The following is a 15075-nucleotide window of genomic DNA, read 5'->3' as shown; positions in this document are numbered from 1 at the left end:
TTTCTCGCGACGTCGATTTCCCACTGCAGCGTGTCCCAACCCAGGTCCGCAATCGCGCGATCGCCGATCCCTGCTGTCTATGCGCGGACCGGCTGCGCCTTCGCCGGCAATTGCGCCCGCTGGCTCAGCCAGACGCTGGCGAGCACCACGAGAATGCCCAGCGCCTGGACTGATGTCAGCCGCTCATCGAGCACGCCCCAGCCAAGCAGGATGGCGACGACAGGGCTCAGGAAGCCGAGCGGCGCCACCGCCGAGGGCTCAAGGCGCGACAGGCCCCGGAACCAGAGCAGGTAGGTGAAGGCGGCACCGATCAGACCGAGATAGGCAAGGCCGGCGACATTGGCGACGGTCAGGCTCGGCAGAGCCGGCTCGAAGAACAGCGCGACCGGGACCAGCAGCAGTCCGCCGGCGGCAAGCTGCCAGGCGGTAAAGGTCAATGGCGACACCGGCGGCGCCCAATGGCGGCTCAGGACCGTTCCGAATGCCATCGACACGGCGCCGGCGAGACCGGCGATGACGCCGAGCGGATCAAGCGTTGCCCCCGGCGTCAGAACGAGCAGGCCGACGCCGACAATGCCGGCGATGCCCGCGACGATGCTGAGCACGCGAATGGGCGAACCGAGAAAGACGCGCGACAGGAGGATGACGATCAGCGGCTGGATCGCACCGACGGTGGCGGCGACCCCGCCCGGCAGCCGATAGGCCGAGACGAACAGCATCGCCCAGAAGAACGAGAAATTCAGCGCGCCGAGCAGGAAGGTGCGCGGCCACCAGATGCCCGAAGGCAGCTTGCGGACGATGAGAAGGAGCAGGAGCCCGGCCGGCAGCGCACGGAGCATGGCGACGGTCAGCGGATAGCCGGCCGGCAGAAACTCGGTGGTGACGAGATAGGTGCTGCCCCAGACGGCCGGTGCGAGCGCGGTCAGGGCGAGGTCGAGGTTGCGGGTCGGACTCATATCTTTACCTCAAGAATCTCTATATCAAGATAAATTGACGATAACAAAGTTTCTCTCTACGTCAAGATACTCTATAGCTGACCACGAAACAGGGAGACTTCGCGATGGACCGTGTCGACAGGATATTGGCGCAATGGCACCGGGAACGGCCGGATCTCGACGTTTCGGCCATGGGCCTGCTCGGCCGCCTCTCCCGGCTGTCGACCCATATCGGCCGCGAAATCGAGAAGACCTTTTCGGAGCGAGGGCTTTCCTCGTCGAGCTTCGACGTGCTCGCGACGCTGCGCCGCTCCGGCCCACCCTATCGGCTTTCCCCCGGAGACCTGCTGGCGACGACGATGGTCAGCTCCGGGACCATGACGAACCGTATCGACCAACTGGAAAAAGCGGGCCTGGTGGAGCGGCTCGACAATCCTGAAGACCGGCGTGGCGTGATTATCGCCCTGACTGATGAGGGACTGAGGCGCGTCGACGAAGCTGCGACCGCCCATGTGGCCAACCAGCATCGGGTCGTTTCCGATCTGTCGCCCGAAGAAAAGGAAAAGCTCGACGCGCTGCTGCGCAAATACCTCGCGGCATTCGAGTAGGACGGGTCAGATCCCTGCCGCCATCCGGCGAACGCGCGCCAGATGCGCCTTGCGCTTCTCGACCGTCGCCCGGTCCATGTCGTGCAGGCTGAGCATGCGAAAATCGAGGCGTTTGGCGCAGAAGGCGGCAATGCCGCGCTTCAACAGCCGCCGCACCGGATTGCCCATATAGAGATGCACCACCCACCACGGCGATCCCGTCGTCGTCAGCGCCCAGAACAGCTTGATGTTGGAAAGTCTCGGGATGATGCGACCGCCGGCCGGATCATTGTCGAATGCGACACCCGGCACGAAGACGCGATCAAAGAAGCCCTTGAGGATCGCCGGAAAATTGAACCACCACTGCGGAAAGACCAGAACGATCCCATCCGCCGCCTGCAACCGGGCAATCAACCCGGCCGTCAGGCTGGTATCGTAGCTGTCGCTGAAATAGCTGGCGCGCTCCGCCGTGCTTAATCTCGGATCGAAATCCTCGCGATAAAGGTCGAGCAGATCGACAACATGACCGCCGGCGACAAGCGTCTCCTGCGCCTGGCGGGCGACGCTTGCGGCAAAGCTGTCTTCAAGCGGGTGGGCAAGCACGAGCAGAATGCGCATTCATCGTTTCCTGGGGTGTGGCTAGAACAGGTTGCCCTGTTTCGGCGGATCGCCGCCGGGATTGCCGGACTTCGGCTGCTTCTTCCTCATGGCCGCCTGCGCCGGCGGCTCGCCGCCCTCACCCGCGACCGCAGAAATGCTGCCATCGGCAAACTCGAGCGACAGCGCCATGCCCGGCTGGACGGCGGCGGCCTGGCGCACCGATGCGCCCTCCCCGTCGCGCACCAGCGCAAAGCCGCGCTGCAGCACGTTGCGATAGGACAGCGACTGCAGGATGCGGTCCTGTGCGGCGATGACGCCCGTCAGCCGGCGGATATCCGTGCGGATCGCGGCATCGGAACGCGCCACCAGGCCGGCCACACGGTCTGACGAGCGGTGAATCTGGGCCAGCAGGCGCGCGGGCAGCGTGCGCAACGATGCATCCGCCGACGAGACACGCGACTGTCCGCGGTGGACCTGGCGCTCGACGACCCGGTCGGCGCGGTTCATCGCATCCTGTACCCTTTGCCGACGATCGCCGAGCCTTGCCTTGACCAGGTCCGGCCTGAGCTCGGCGGCAGCGCGTTCGAACAGCCGTCGCTTGTTGGTCGTGTTCATCATCAGGCCGCGACCAAGGCCGAGGGCGGCCTCGTCGAAGCGGCGGCGCGGCAGCGCCAGCAACTGATCGAGCGATGGCAGCGCGCGCGCCAGCGAGCGGACGGCCTGGCGACGGTTTTCCATCTGCCGGGTCATGCCGCCCTTCAATCGTGCCGAAAGGCCTGACAGTTCCGCCTCGAGATCGGCCTTGACCGGGACGGCCATTTCCGCCGCCCCCGTGGGCGTCGGCGCCCGCTGGTCGGCGGCATAGTCGATCAACGTCCAGTCGGTCTCATGACCGACAGCCGAGATCAACGGGATTGCGGAGGCTGCAGCCGCGCGCACGACCGCCTCGTCGTTGAAGCCCCAGAGATCTTCAAGGCTGCCGCCGCCGCGCGCGACGATCAGCACATCGGGCCGTGCGATCGGTCCGCCGGGTTCGCAGGCGTTGAAGCCGCGAATGGCGGCAGCCACCTCGTCGCCGGAGCCTTCACCCTGGACCCTGACCGGCCACACCACCACGTGGACCGGGAACCGGTCGGCGATGCGGTGAAGGATATCGCGGATGACCGCGCCGGTCGGCGAGGTCACCACGCCGATCACGCGGGGCATGTAGGGCAGCGGGCGCTTGCGCGCCGCGTCGAACAGGCCTTCCGCGCCGAGCTTGCGCTTGCGTTCCTCGAGCAATGCCATCAGCGCGCCGGCTCCGGCCGGCTCAAGCGTCTCGATGACGATCTGGTATTTCGACGAGCCGGGGAAGGTCGTGACCTTGCCGGTGGCGATGACTTCCATGCCCTCTTCCGGACGGAAGCGTAGGCGCGAGAATGTGCCCTTCCAGATGACCGCATCGATGCGCGCGCGATCATCCTTCAGCGAGAAATAGGCGTGTCCCGAGGAATGCGGACCGCGATAGCCCGAGATCTCGCCGCGAACGCGAACCTGGTCGAAGGCCTGTTCGACGGTGCGCTTGATCGAGCCGGACAGCTCGGAGACCGAATATTCGGTGAGGTTGCTCGGAGAATCGTTGTCGAAAATGGAGCTCATCGCCTGTTGTAGCCGACCCGAGGCGCAAGGTCAGCAAACGGTCGCGGCTTTCTAACGGTTTCTTGCAAGATGCCGCGCGATCAGGGCTTGAACGCGTAGAGCTGGATGCTGGAGCCCGCGGAGACGGGCAGCGGCGTCAGAAAATCGGGCACCCGGTTGGCGGCCAGCTGCGCGTAGAAGCCCTGAGGTTCACGTCTGGTGATCATGCCGATCTGAACATCGTTGGCGCAGAATACCAGGACCGGGTTGTTGAGCCGGCTCAGCATCGCCTTGGCCTCCACAGGCGTCGCCAGACCGATCTTCAGCTCCAACAGGATGCCTTCGGCGTTGCGATGGTAGGGGGCTGAAAGGACACGGTGTTTCGTGTGCCGCAGGATCGAGGCGCCGATATCGGAAGGACCGACGATCGTGGATGGCGCAAGCGCGGCGATGTCCGACAGGGCCGACCCCGTCAGGCAACTTTGCGCATTGGACACCGCCTCTGTCTTCAGCCCACCAAGGCCGTCACTGGCCACGGTACCGCCGATCGCCCAGACCGCTGGCACTGCGGCGACCAGGGCAAGGACATAGGCGAGCGATGCGGCCGCACCCCGGGTGCCGCCCTGCGACCAGGCACGCAGGTCTACGAGCAGCACCGACAGCGGCAAGATGGCAAGAAGATTGGAGAACGCCATAGCCCGAACCTGAACCAGGGCGATCGCAAGGTTGGCGGCGACAAGGCCGATGAGGATGAGATGCAGCCGGACCCGATCGCCCCGCCAGATGCGCCAGGCGCAGACGAGCGATCCGAACGCGCCACAGAAGTAATAGGCACCAAGATTTTCAGGCTGTAGCGCCAGCACGGTCGAGAAAGACTGTGCTTCGGCGACGTTGTTGAGCCAGAGCTCGATCAGCAGCGGATCGAGGCTGGCAAGCGGATTGCCAAGGCATTGCGGGGCAACGACCAGCGCGACGGCAAGGACCAGCGAGCCGCTGACGCCGAGTGCGGCAAATCGCATGGGTGTACCGCGGTCGCTAACGAAAGCCGCGGACGCGGCCAGCACCGTGCCGCCGACGAGCGCAAGCGAATAAAAAGCGATCGACAGGTTGTCGCATGTCGCCACGCGATAGAGATGGGGCGGCACCGTGAGGAAGAAGGCGGCGCTCAAGGTCACCGCCAGCGAAAGACCGAAGGCGATGGTGGCGCGGGCCACGTCGCGCCCGACAAGTGCCCATTGCAAGGCGACGATGGCGCATACGATCGCCACCAGCGGTGTCGTCTCGGCGCCGATGGCAATGGCCAGTGCGGCGGCTACGCCGGCAATAACGCCGCTTGTGGCGCGACCGCTGAGGTCCACCAGCATCGCCGCCATGATCGCAGCCAGCAGCAATTGCACATTGTGGTGGTCGATCGCGCCGCCGAGAAACCGGTTGCTGGTGACAATGAAGATCGCGGTCAGGCCGAAGCAGAAATGCATGCCCGGCGTTCCTGCGATGCGCCGGCCCGCAAGGCCCATGACCATCAGCAACGGGACGGCAAGAAAGATCGGCCAGACGGCAAGGGCCAGCATCTCCGCCTTGTCGGGGCCGAAGATCGACCCGAACAGCCAAATCAATCCGGCAATCGGCAGGTCGATGAGGCGCGACCAATGCATCTGCGTGCCGCCCTCCAGGCCAAGACGCAGCTGAACCAGATCGAACCAGCCCTGACCGCCCAGAAGATCGCGCACTTCAACCAGCCGCATCACGTCGTCGTTGTCGCGGCCGACATAATCCGTTGCCTGCAGGAAACGGGCGACCAGAACCAGGACCACGGGCATGCCGTAGAGCAGCGTCATCCATACGAGACTAGACCAGCGCCTGTTGCTTGCGTTCACCGCTTGCGGTTCCTGGTGTGTCGCAATTCTGTCCAGCATCTGATCGGGCTCCTGTCCGCCGACGACCCTAAGCGCGGTGGATCAAAAAACCGTAAAGTCGGGGCGCGCATGGGTCGCTTGGCGTGTTGTTAACCGGCAGTGCCTATCATGGCTCGACAATCCTGAAATCGAGCCACTCCGATGTTTGAACCCTTGAGCATTGCTGTCCTTCTGCCCTGCTACAACGAGGCCACGACCATCGGCCGCGTGGTGCGCGAGTTCAGAAGCGCCTTGCCGACGGCAAGCATACATGTGTTCGACAACAACTCGACGGATGGAACGGCGCTGCAGGCCATGCTTGCCGGCGCGACCGTGGTTCGCGAAAGACGGCAGGGTAAGGGCCACGTCGTTCGGCGGATGTTTGCCGACATCGACGCGGATGTCTACCTGATGGCCGATGGCGACGGCACCTATTCTCCGGCAGACGCGGAAGACCTGATCCGCACCCTGATTACCGAGCAGGCGGACATGGTCGTCGGCACACGGCGCAACATTCGCAACGATGCCGGACGGCAGGGCCATGCCTTTGGCAACACGCTGTTCAACTATCTCTACCGATCGATCTTCGGCACCGATTTCACCGATATCTTTTCCGGCTATCGCGCCTTTTCCCGACGGTTCGTGAAGAGCTTTCCGGCGATATCGGCCGGCTTCGAGATCGAGACCGAGATGTCGGTGCATGCCTCGCGACTGAAGCTGCCGGTCAGCGAGCTGGAGCTCGACTATGGCCGGCGCCCGGAAGGCTCGCATTCCAAGCTCTCGACCTTCCGCGACGGCGGCAGGATCCTCTGGATGTTCGCGATGTTGATGAAGGAAACACGGCCCTTCACCTTCTTCGGCCTGATCAGCCTCGCCTTCATGGCAGCGAGCCTCACATTCATGACGCCGGTGCTGATCGAGTATTTCCAGACGGGTCTGGTTCCCCGCATGCCGACCTGGGTGCTTTCGATGGTGCTCTTGCTGACGTCGATCGTGATGTTCACCGCCGGGCTCATTCTCGATTCCGTTTCGCGGGCCCGCACCGAACAATTGCGGCTGCACTACATCGCGACCGACCGTCGATCCCAGAAGACGACCGCAGCCGAAATGCCGGTCACCCAGGAGCGGCTGGCGCAGCGTCACGGAACCGGCGCGGCCTGAGCTTACGAGAGAGATGGAACGACAGCAGATGAACCGTGAAACGACCAACCGCATCCGCTTCGTCCTCGAAGACATCCTGCCGCCGTTTCTCAGAGACTCGGCGCTGTTCAAGGGCGTGGCGAGCCTTGCCTGGGGCGACCATATCAGTCACCTCGCGCGATTTCGCGAACGGGCGCCGTTCCTGACGGCTGGCGAGTACGAGCAGCTCTACAGGAAACATCCGCGCGTCCACGAAGGCACCGACAACTCCGAGGCCTGTGTGCGCAAGATTGCCGCCGAGATCAGCGGCACATCCGTCTGTGACGTCGGCTGCGGCACCGGCGTGCTGCTGAAGCACATCCGCGCCGCCAATCCCGCGCTGCAGCGGCTGACGGGCGTCGACTTCGCCATAAACGACGCGGCCGCGATCGAGGGCGTGGAATATGTCGCCGCGATGATCGAAGAGCTGCCCTTCGCCGACGGCGAATTCGATACCGTCGTCTGCACCCATGTGATCGAGCACATTCTCGATTACCGCAAGGCGATCGCCGAATTGCGCCGCGTCACCCGGCAACGGTTGATCATCGTCGTGCCGCGCGAGCGCGAGTATCGCTACACGTTCAATCCGCATTTCAACTTCTTCCCCTACACCCACTCCTTCCTGAGGGCGATGCACCCCGTGCCGGCACGGCACGTCTGCGTCGATATCGGCCGCGACATTTTCTACTGCGAAGACAGGACGCAACCGATGGGAGGCAAGCTGTCGTGAACCTCAATCTCGCTCCGGCCGTATGGTTTGGCCTGTTCTTCACGCCGCTGTTGATCTCGGCCGGGCAGATCCTGTTCAAGCTGACGAGCGAAAAGACCGGCAGTCCGGACGCCCAGGGACTGCTGGCGCTCCTGTTCAGCCCGACGCTGCTGACCGCGCTCGCCGTCTACGGCTTCGGCACGATCGTCTGGATCTTCACCATCAAGTCGGTGCCGCTGACCATCGCCTATTCGTTCATGGCCCTGACGTTCTGCATCGTGCCGTTGCTGGCCGCCGTCTTCCTCGGCGAAACCCTGACGCTGCGCTATGCGGCCGGCGCGGCGCTGATCATCGGCGGCATGATCATCATCAACTCCTGACGGCAAGGCACCCTTGATGATCATCGTCTCCACTTTCGTGCTCGGACTGCTGACGACGGGCCTGCGCTCGCCCCGGATCTGCGTTCTCGTCGCGGCTGCGCTTTGCGTTCTGTCGGGTGCCGCTGGAGACTGGCAGCAGGTCGCGGCCGCGATTGGCGGCTACAACATGGGTATCGCGCTGGCGCTCTGCGGCGCCATTGCCCTTGGGCCGCCACACGGGCGGTAGGCCCGTTCAGCCCTTGCGCTCGAAGAAGTTCTTCGTTTCCTCGTTGGCCGGGAAGAAGGATTCGATCAGCACGCCTTCGACCAAGGCGTCCTGCGTCGAGCCGAAGGTCTGCAGCGTGGTGATGAAACTTAGGTTCACCGGCCCGATGCGCAGATCGACCGGCAGCACGGGCAGCCGGTCCGTATCCGGGTAATTTTCAACCGCGCGCCGGACGGCGGGATCGGTCGCCAGCTTTTCCAGCCGCTTGCCGAGGCGGCTGCGCGGCCCCTGCAGCCAGGCCTCCGTGCGCACGCGCTGGACGAGATCGGCGGCCGCTGCCTCCCAGTTGACGACGAGAGAGCGGACATTTTCCGATGTGAGGAAAGCATCGAGGAAATTCTGGCCGGGATTGAACGGCACGTCGGCCGACACTGCGAGAGCCGCCAGGGCCGGGTTGACGATCAGAAGCGTATACTCGTGATCGAGCACGAGGCCCGGATAGGGATCGTGCCGTGCCAGGATCAGCCGGATGGCATTGGCGACAACCGGCGGCATGGCGTCGAGCCCAGAGGCCGGACGCGTCGTCATGCGCGGACGGAAGCCGGCGGCGGAAAACAGGGTGCCCTGATCGCGGGCCGGAATGTCGAGCACGGAGGCCAGCCGCAGGATCATGCCTTCCGAGGGCCTCGAGCGGCCGGTCTCGAGGAACGACAGATGCCGTGTCGAGATACCGGCCGCCACCGCCAGATCAAGCTGGCTCATGCGCCGGTGCCCGCGCCATTCCTTCAGGTGATTGCCGAATTCCATCGATGCCGATCTCCATTGTTTCGGCAGATTGGAGCAAGCGCCGCGCAAAATCCATTACCTGCGGGGTAATGCGATCAATTCTGTCGAAGATGGGTTTCGCCCACCCAGGTATGGCCAGTGTTACTAGGGGGAATGTCTGCATTACCCCCGGGGGTAAAGCTCCCATTACCCCTGAGGTAATTGGTTTGATGATCGCAAGGCCGCAACATCAGGGCATCGACAAACCAATGGAGCCTGACATGTTGACCCTTTCCAGCCGCAGCCTGCTCAACAAGACCTTCATCGCCGACGGCGTGTATTCGCTCTTCATCGGTGCTGTCCTCATTCTCGGCGCAGCGCCGCTGGCCGCCCTTTTCAGCCCGCTCGCCACCCCCTTGATGATGAAGCTGCTCGGCATCGGGCTGTTTGCCTGGGGGATTTTTCATCTCGCTGCTGCCCGCAACGGCGGCCCGGTATCGACCGCTGCCCGCATCAGCATCGGTGGCGACATCCTGTGGCAGGTCGCAAGCCTCGCGCTGCTCGCGACCGCCTACAGTTCGCTCACCGCGATCGGGCTCGGCTTCGTGATCATCGGCATCATCAGCGTCGCCGACTTCCTGTTCTTCAAGCTGAAGGGCTTTTCACGGGAACGCGAGGCACTTGCCTGATCCTGTGGGGACAAAAGCCCGTCGGCGCAAGCCGGCGGGTTTTCTGCGGACAAGGTCGGCACGGTGTTGGTTGGCCATCGCCAAGTCTCAGATCTCCCTCATTCCTGTGCTCGTCACAGCAATCCGGCCAGCCCAAGCCCTTGGGCTGCGTCAGTTTTCTGATCTGACGGACGTCAGATCACTGGATTCCGGCACAAGGCCGGAATGAGGGGAAATCGAACGCTCCTCGCGCAGAAAAGGCACTTTCATCGATCAGTCGCTCGGGCCCGCCGGCGCATGCCGGCAGGCTCTTGTCATGCGACAACCTGATCAGATCTTTTCCCAGCCGTCCTTGTCGCTGGCGCGGTAGATCGCATCGATGAGCTTCTGGTTCGCCCGAGAATTTTCCAGCGTCACCACTTCCTCGTCTTCGCCCTTGGCGGCCCGCGCAAACGCTTCGGCCTGAAGCTTGTACTGGCGCGCGTCCTGGAAGCGGAAGAGTTGCGACTGGGCATGGTTCTGGTTGGTGAGTTCGACCTCCTCGCGGCCGTAACGATCGGCGTTGAAGGGCGACTTCACCTCGATGAAACCCTTGTCGCCGTGAAAGACCATGACCTGGCGGGCGGCAAGCTGGGTGGAGATATAGAAGCTCAGCTCGAAATCGCCGAAATCGGCGCGCACGCTCGAATAGATGTCGGTGCCGAACTCCGGATCGCGATCGGTGCTCGCCTGCACCCTGACCGGCTCCTTGCCCGTGACGAAACGGGTGGTGATGGTCGGGTAGACGCCGATATCCGGCAGCCCGCCGCCGCCGAGCGCCGGGATGTTGCGCATGTTGCCGGGGTCGCGGTTGAAATAGGTGAAGGCCCCCTGTACGTGCCGCAGGCGGCCGATCGCACCTTCAGCGATCAACGACCGGACCTTCCGCCAGACGGGGCTGTAGGTGACCATGAAGGCCTCGGCGACCAGAACTTTGTTACGATCGCGCGCGGCAATCAGTTGATCGACCTCGGATGCCCTGAGCGCGATCGGCTTTTCGCAAAGCACGTGCTTGCCGGCATTGGCGGCCTTGATCGTCCATTCCACATGCTGCGACGTCGGCAGCGGAATATAGACCGCATCGATCACGTCGGAGGCGAGCATTTCCTCGTAGGAGCCGAAGGCATGCGGCGCGGAGAAGCGGTCGGCCATGGCGCGCGCCTTAGCAAGGTCGCGGCTGGCGACCGCCGAAACGACGCAGTTTTCGGCGTCCTGAATGGCCGGCACGACGAGGTCGCGGCCAATCTTGGCCGTGGACAGAATTCCGAAACGAAACATGGCGGGGCTCCCTGATTGCGCGCCAGAGACTAGCGGCGAGGTACGTACCTATCAAGCGGCCAGCGACGATAAAAAAGTCGGGCGGCAGGTGACAAACTTTGTTCGCTTGCCTTATGTTCCTGCCGGCAGTCCTCCCGATCGCGCACTTGCTTTCATCCAGTCCAATGGAGCGAAACCATGGAAAAACTGAGACTTGGCCGAACCGACCTGACAATCGCGCCGCTTGTTTTCGGCGGCAACGTCTTCGGCTGGACGGCGGACGAAAAGACGTCCTTCGCCTTGCTCGACGCCTTCTTCGATGCCGGCTTCAATGCCATAGACACCGCCGACGTCTACTCTTCCTGGGTGCCGGGAAACCAGGGCGGTGAATCCGAGACGATCATCGGCAAATGGCTGAAGCAATCCGGCCGCAGCCGAGACCAGGCGATCATCGTCACCAAGGTCGGATTCGAGCTTGGGCCGGATGCCAACGGCCTGTCGCGTCGCTGGATCCTGCAGGCGGTCGAAGCTTCGCTGAAGCGGCTGCAGACGGATTATGTCGACCTCTACCTGTCGCACAAACCCGACCCGGAAACACCCTACGAGGAAACGCTGGCCGCCTACGACCAGCTCTTGTCCGAGGGCAAGGTGCGCGCCGTCGGCGCGTCCAATCTCAATTCGCTGCAACTTCGCCAAGCGCTCGACGTCGCCGCCAATGGCGGCCTGCCCCGTTATGCTGTGCTGCAGCCGGAATACAATCTCTACGACCGCGACAGCTTCGACGGCCCCCTGCGCGATCTCTGCGTCAGCGAGGAGATTGGTGTCATCAGCTATTTCGGGCTGGCGCGTGGTTTCCTCTCGGGCAAATACCGCACCCACAAGGATCTCGAAGGATCGGCCCGCGGCTCGGGCGTCGAAAAATATCTCGACGGCCGCGGCATGCGCATTCTCGGCGTCCTCGACGAACTTGCCGAGGAGACCGGAGCGACCCAGGCGGAGATCGCCCTTGCATGGGTCAGAAACCGCAAGGGCATCACCGCGCCCATTGCCAGCGCCACAAACCTCGACCAGCTGACGAGCCTTATCCGCTCGGCCGAGCTGACCTTGAGCGACGAGGCGATGCGCAAGCTCAACGACGTCAGCGAATAGCAGGGACAAGACGAAGGTCATGGTATTGAGCATACGTGCGGCGACCGCCGGCGACGAAACGCATTGGCGCCGCCTGTGGGCCGGTTACGTGGCCTTTTCCGGCACCGAACTCGCCGAAGACATCATCGATCTCACCTGGAGCCGGCTGATCGATCCCGCAGCACCGCTCTTTGCCCGACTGGCGATCCTCGATGGTGAACCGGTCGGTTTCGCCATCTGCCAGGAGCAGCTCGCCACCTTCTTTCGACGGCCGATCTGCTACATCGAGGATCTCTATGTCGATCCGTCGGCGCGCGGGCAAGGCGTCGCCCGCACCATGATCGACGACCTGATCGCGCTCTGCCAGGCGTCGGACTGGGACCGGCTCTACTGGTATACCGAACGGGACAATGCGGTGGCGCGCCGTCTCTATGATCGCTATTCGGCAACCGACGAGCACGTCCGCTACAAGCTGAACTTCGGCACGTTCAGCTGAAGATCTCACCTACCCGGCATATCTGAAGAAATCGATGAAGGCGCGAAGCGCCGGTCGCATCTGGCGCCGGCTCGGATAGTAGAGAAACGGCCCGGCATAGGGCGCGCACCAGTCGTCGAGCACGCGGACCAGACGGCCCTCGGCGATCGCCGTTTCCACCCGCGACAGGAAGAGATAGGCAAGCCCCGCCCCGCCGATGGCAGCCTTGATGATCGGCCTGTCTTCCCCGAGGATCAGCGGCCCTTCGACCGCGACCGTCAGCTCTTCGCCCTGCCGTTCGAACTCCCAGCGGTAGAGCGTGCCGTTGGAAAAGCGCCGCCGTATGCAACGGTGGCCGGCAAGGTCGCGCGGATGCGAAGGGCGGTCGAAGCGCTCGAAATAGCCGGGCGAGGCAACGACCGCACTTTCGAGCTCCGGCCCGACCCTGACGGCGATCATGTCCGCCTCAAGGCTTTCACCCAGCCGAATGCCGGCATCGTACCCCTCTTCGACGATATCGGTGAAGCCGTCCTCGTTGGCGATTTCCAGCACGATGTCCGGGTAGCGATCGAGGAATTCGCCGAGCCGGGGCGCCAGGATGAGGTCGGCCGCAAACCGCGGCGCAGTAATGCGCAGGTTGCCGGCCGGCCGGTCACGCGTGTCGGCAACGGCCTCGAGCGCGTGGGCGATCTCATCGAGCGCCGGTGCCAGACGATCCAGCAACCGCCGCCCCTCCTCTGTCGGCGCGACGCTGCGGGTGGTGCGGGCGAGCAGCCGGACACCGAGGCTTGCCTCGAGACTGCCGACAGCATGGCTGACCGCCGAAGGCGCAATGGCAAGCTCGCGGGCAGCGCCACGGAAGCTGCCATGGGCGGCGACGGCGGCGAGAACGGCGAGCTGGGAAAGCTGGGTTCGGTTCATTGATCTAAATAATAGAACAGCCCGTGAGAATTGACAGAGATTTTCACCGGCGTTCCCCGGCTCTATCCTCTCGCTATCGACACGGCAAAACGGCCCCGAAAGGCGCGGCGCCCAGGAGCGCCGCTTCGGGGCGGCCGAGCCAGCCACGACCATGCCTTTTGCTTCGATACTTTGGGCCGCCACTCCGGCGCGCCAGGTATCGCCGCCCCACCCCGAAAGGACATCACATGAAAACCCGCAAACTCGGGAATGAACTGACCGTCTCCGCCGTCGGCCTCGGCTGCATGGGCATGAGCTTTGCCTATGGCAGCGCCGACGAGGCGGAATCGATCCGCACGCTGCAACGCGCCGTCGACCTCGGCGTCACCTTCTTCGACACCGCCGAAGTCTATGGCCCCTACGAGAATGAAAAGCTTGTCGGCAAGGCGCTGAAGCCGTTTCGCGACCAGGTGACGATCGCCACCAAATTCGGCTTCCGCATCGCGCCCGGAAAGTCGGGGGCAGAGGCGATCAACGGCATCGACGGGCGTCCGGAAAACGCCAGAGCCGTGGCTGATGCTTCGCTGAAAAGACTGGGGGTCGATGTGATCGACCTCTATTATCAGCACCGCGTCGACCCGGCGGTTCCGATCGAGGAAACCGTCGGCGCAATGGCCGACCTCGTGCGGCAGGGCAAGGTGCGCGCGCTCGGGCTCTCCGAAGCCAGCGCCGAAACGATCCGCCGCGCCCACAGGGTGCATCCGATCGCGGCCGTCCAGAGCGAGTATTCGCTCTGGTCTCGTGACCCGGAAGAGGACGTGCTTGCCACCTGCCGTGAGCTCGGCATCGGCTTCGTGCCCTATAGCCCGCTCGGCCGCGGCATGCTGACGGGGGCGATCCGCAGGGCGGACGATCTGGCGCCCGACGATTTCCGCCGCTCGCTGCCGCGCTTCCAGGCCGAAAACTTCGACGCCAACGCCGCGCTGGTCGACACCCTGGAGACGCTCGCACGGGAAAAAGGCGTGACCGCCGCGCAACTGGCGCTCGCCTGGGTGATCAACCAGGGCGACTTCATCGTGCCGATCCCCGGCGCGAGGAAGCTCAACCACCTGGAGCAGAACGCGGCGGCCGCTGATATCGCGCTCACCGCCGACGAGCGCGCCCGGCTCGGCGACGCCCTGTCACCGACGCTGGTTGCCGGCAAACGCTACACCGACGCCTCGCTGGCGCTCACCAATCGTTGAACGCCCTTGCCCCGCCAGCTTGCCGTGGCGGGGCAAGGCCCCATCGAATTTTGGGTCGGCCGCACTACCTCTGCAAACGGAACCAACATTTGCGGAGGAGCGGGAATGTCCGACGAGCAGGCGATCAGCGCCGTGGTGCATCTCTATGTCGACGGCATGGCCTTTGCCAACGAGGGTGCGTTGCGCAAGGCATTTCACCCGGATGCGGCGATCATCGGCAATTACAGGGGCGCGCTCGAATGGATGACGCGCGACGGCTTCATCAAGGCGGTGCTCGACCAGGGCGCAGCGCCGCCCGGCACCCAGCCGGAGATGGATGTGGAAATGACCGACATTGCCGGCGATGCGGCGACGGTCAAGGTGATCGACAGTTTTGCCGGCGAGCGCTTTTCCGATTATCTGTCGCTGGTGAAGATCGACGGGCGCTGGGTCATCGTCAACAAGATCTATCATCTTCACGCCTGAAGAGCGGAGCGCGCAACGATCTTGGGC

Annotated in this window: 17 protein-coding genes; 10 read left to right on the top strand and 7 right to left on the bottom strand. The window is 63.9% G+C overall.

Features of this window, described 5'->3' with window-relative positions; genetic code table 11:
* Window positions 1–77 precede the first annotated feature (77 nt).
* Entirely contained in the window at window positions 78–956 is an 879-nt protein-coding gene (locus RTP54_RS01135; RefSeq protein ID WP_312360258.1) for an EamA family transporter, read from the bottom strand.
* A 104-nt stretch (window positions 957–1060) separates the two neighbouring features.
* Here RTP54_RS01135 and RTP54_RS01130 point away from each other — a divergent pair, with 104 nt between their 5' ends.
* Window positions 1061–1543, top strand: coding sequence for a MarR family winged helix-turn-helix transcriptional regulator (locus RTP54_RS01130; RefSeq protein WP_112832851.1), 483 nt, complete (start codon window positions 1061–1063; stop codon window positions 1541–1543).
* A 6-nt stretch (window positions 1544–1549) separates the two neighbouring features.
* On the opposite strand, the gene RTP54_RS01125 is transcribed toward RTP54_RS01130, so the two are convergent.
* The 3 genes from RTP54_RS01125 to RTP54_RS01115 all read right to left on the bottom strand — a co-directional run bounded on the left by RTP54_RS01125 (window position 1550) and on the right by RTP54_RS01115 (window position 5655).
* Window positions 1550–2140, bottom strand: coding sequence for an NAD(P)H-dependent oxidoreductase (locus RTP54_RS01125; protein WP_312360255.1), 591 nt, complete (start codon window positions 2138–2140; stop codon window positions 1550–1552).
* A 21-nt stretch (window positions 2141–2161) separates the two neighbouring features.
* Complete coding sequence (gene xseA / locus RTP54_RS01120) at window positions 2162–3760, bottom strand: exodeoxyribonuclease VII large subunit (RefSeq protein ID WP_312360252.1); 1599 nt, start codon at window positions 3758–3760, stop codon at window positions 2162–2164.
* 80 nt (window positions 3761–3840) lie between these two features.
* The gene (locus RTP54_RS01115; protein WP_312360250.1) at window positions 3841–5655 is read right to left on the bottom strand and encodes a hypothetical protein; all 1815 of its coding nucleotides are present in this window, start codon (window positions 5653–5655) and stop codon (window positions 3841–3843) included.
* A 141-nt stretch (window positions 5656–5796) separates the two neighbouring features.
* Between RTP54_RS01115 and RTP54_RS01110 the strand changes: the two genes are divergently transcribed.
* The 4 genes from RTP54_RS01110 to RTP54_RS01095 are packed head-to-tail and all read left to right on the top strand — an operon-like array spanning window position 5797 to window position 8128.
* Window positions 5797–6795, top strand: coding sequence for a glycosyltransferase (locus tag RTP54_RS01110; protein ID WP_312360248.1), 999 nt, complete (start codon window positions 5797–5799; stop codon window positions 6793–6795).
* A 28-nt stretch (window positions 6796–6823) separates the two neighbouring features.
* Window positions 6824–7543 (top strand): class I SAM-dependent methyltransferase, encoded by a 720-nt coding sequence (locus RTP54_RS01105; protein ID WP_312360245.1) that lies wholly within the window; start codon window positions 6824–6826, stop codon window positions 7541–7543.
* Window positions 7540–7902 carry a transporter gene (locus RTP54_RS01100; RefSeq protein WP_312360243.1) on the top strand — a complete coding sequence of 121 codons (363 nt, stop codon included), beginning with the start codon at window positions 7540–7542 and terminating at the stop codon, window positions 7900–7902. The genes RTP54_RS01105 and RTP54_RS01100 overlap by 4 nt, the downstream gene beginning before the upstream one ends.
* Window positions 7903–7918: 16 nt before the next feature.
* Entirely contained in the window at window positions 7919–8128 is a 210-nt protein-coding gene (locus RTP54_RS01095; RefSeq protein WP_112809218.1) for a hypothetical protein, read from the top strand.
* Window positions 8129–8134: 6 nt separating this feature from the next.
* Here RTP54_RS01095 and RTP54_RS01090 read toward each other — a convergent pair whose 3' ends face one another.
* A complete protein-coding gene (locus RTP54_RS01090) occupies window positions 8135–8914 on the bottom strand; it encodes a helix-turn-helix domain-containing protein (protein WP_312360239.1) in 780 nt (259 codons plus the stop codon).
* A gap of 239 nt (window positions 8915–9153) precedes the next feature.
* On the opposite strand from RTP54_RS01090, the gene RTP54_RS01085 reads away from it, so the two are divergent.
* A complete protein-coding gene (locus RTP54_RS01085) occupies window positions 9154–9561 on the top strand; it encodes a hypothetical protein (protein WP_112816619.1) in 408 nt (135 codons plus the stop codon).
* 309 nt (window positions 9562–9870) lie between these two features.
* Here RTP54_RS01085 and RTP54_RS01080 read toward each other — a convergent pair whose 3' ends face one another.
* The gene (locus RTP54_RS01080) at window positions 9871–10857 is read right to left on the bottom strand and encodes a Gfo/Idh/MocA family protein (RefSeq protein WP_112809220.1); all 987 of its coding nucleotides are present in this window, start codon (window positions 10855–10857) and stop codon (window positions 9871–9873) included.
* 177 nt (window positions 10858–11034) lie between these two features.
* On the opposite strand from RTP54_RS01080, the gene RTP54_RS01075 reads away from it, so the two are divergent.
* Window positions 11035–11985, top strand: coding sequence for an aldo/keto reductase (locus RTP54_RS01075; RefSeq protein WP_312360235.1), 951 nt, complete (start codon window positions 11035–11037; stop codon window positions 11983–11985).
* Between the two features lie 19 nt (window positions 11986–12004).
* The gene (locus tag RTP54_RS01070) at window positions 12005–12460 is read left to right on the top strand and encodes a GNAT family N-acetyltransferase (protein WP_112809222.1); all 456 of its coding nucleotides are present in this window, start codon (window positions 12005–12007) and stop codon (window positions 12458–12460) included.
* A gap of 9 nt (window positions 12461–12469) precedes the next feature.
* Here the strand turns inward: RTP54_RS01070 and RTP54_RS01065 are convergent, their stop codons facing one another.
* Window positions 12470–13360, bottom strand: a complete 891-nt coding sequence (locus RTP54_RS01065; RefSeq protein WP_112809223.1) for a LysR family transcriptional regulator — start codon at window positions 13358–13360, stop codon at window positions 12470–12472.
* A 227-nt stretch (window positions 13361–13587) separates the two neighbouring features.
* On the opposite strand from RTP54_RS01065, the gene RTP54_RS01060 reads away from it, so the two are divergent.
* Entirely contained in the window at window positions 13588–14583 is a 996-nt protein-coding gene (locus RTP54_RS01060) for an aldo/keto reductase (RefSeq protein ID WP_312360232.1), read from the top strand.
* A 105-nt stretch (window positions 14584–14688) separates the two neighbouring features.
* The gene (locus RTP54_RS01055) at window positions 14689–15048 is read left to right on the top strand and encodes a nuclear transport factor 2 family protein (RefSeq protein ID WP_112809225.1); all 360 of its coding nucleotides are present in this window, start codon (window positions 14689–14691) and stop codon (window positions 15046–15048) included.
* Window positions 15049–15075 lie beyond the last annotated feature (27 nt).

The sequence above is a fragment of the Ensifer sp. genome, assembly GCF_031989085.1.
GTDB lineage: Bacteria > Pseudomonadota > Alphaproteobacteria > Rhizobiales > Rhizobiaceae > Ensifer.
The sequence above is the reverse complement of the archived record's forward strand: the minus strand, read 5'-3'. Positions and strand labels throughout refer to the sequence as shown.

Excerpts from the sequence above, each read along its gene's own strand:
- RTP54_RS01080 (WP_112809220.1), bottom strand. The coding sequence starts at position 10,857 with ATGTTTCGTTTCGGAATTCTGTCCACGGCCAAGATTGGCCGCGACCTC.
- RTP54_RS01115 (WP_312360250.1), bottom strand. The coding sequence starts at position 5,655 with ATGCTGGACAGAATTGCGACACACCAGGAACCGCAAGCGGTGAACGCA.
- RTP54_RS01095 (WP_112809218.1), top strand. The coding sequence starts at position 7,919 with ATGATCATCGTCTCCACTTTCGTGCTCGGACTGCTGACGACGGGCCTG.
- RTP54_RS01110 (WP_312360248.1), top strand. The coding sequence starts at position 5,797 with ATGTTTGAACCCTTGAGCATTGCTGTCCTTCTGCCCTGCTACAACGAG.
- xseA (WP_312360252.1), bottom strand. The coding sequence starts at position 3,760 with ATGAGCTCCATTTTCGACAACGATTCTCCGAGCAACCTCACCGAATAT.
- RTP54_RS01070 (WP_112809222.1), top strand. The coding sequence starts at position 12,005 with ATGGTATTGAGCATACGTGCGGCGACCGCCGGCGACGAAACGCATTGG.
- RTP54_RS01130 (WP_112832851.1), top strand. The coding sequence starts at position 1,061 with ATGGACCGTGTCGACAGGATATTGGCGCAATGGCACCGGGAACGGCCG.
- RTP54_RS01065 (WP_112809223.1), bottom strand. The coding sequence starts at position 13,360 with ATGAACCGAACCCAGCTTTCCCAGCTCGCCGTTCTCGCCGCCGTCGCC.
- RTP54_RS01075 (WP_312360235.1), top strand. The coding sequence starts at position 11,035 with ATGGAAAAACTGAGACTTGGCCGAACCGACCTGACAATCGCGCCGCTT.
- RTP54_RS01055 (WP_112809225.1), top strand. The coding sequence starts at position 14,689 with ATGTCCGACGAGCAGGCGATCAGCGCCGTGGTGCATCTCTATGTCGAC.
- RTP54_RS01085 (WP_112816619.1), top strand. The coding sequence starts at position 9,154 with ATGTTGACCCTTTCCAGCCGCAGCCTGCTCAACAAGACCTTCATCGCC.
- RTP54_RS01135 (WP_312360258.1), bottom strand. The coding sequence starts at position 956 with ATGAGTCCGACCCGCAACCTCGACCTCGCCCTGACCGCGCTCGCACCG.
- RTP54_RS01105 (WP_312360245.1), top strand. The coding sequence starts at position 6,824 with ATGAACCGTGAAACGACCAACCGCATCCGCTTCGTCCTCGAAGACATC.
- RTP54_RS01090 (WP_312360239.1), bottom strand. The coding sequence starts at position 8,914 with ATGGAATTCGGCAATCACCTGAAGGAATGGCGCGGGCACCGGCGCATG.
- RTP54_RS01125 (WP_312360255.1), bottom strand. The coding sequence starts at position 2,140 with ATGCGCATTCTGCTCGTGCTTGCCCACCCGCTTGAAGACAGCTTTGCC.
- RTP54_RS01060 (WP_312360232.1), top strand. The coding sequence starts at position 13,588 with ATGAAAACCCGCAAACTCGGGAATGAACTGACCGTCTCCGCCGTCGGC.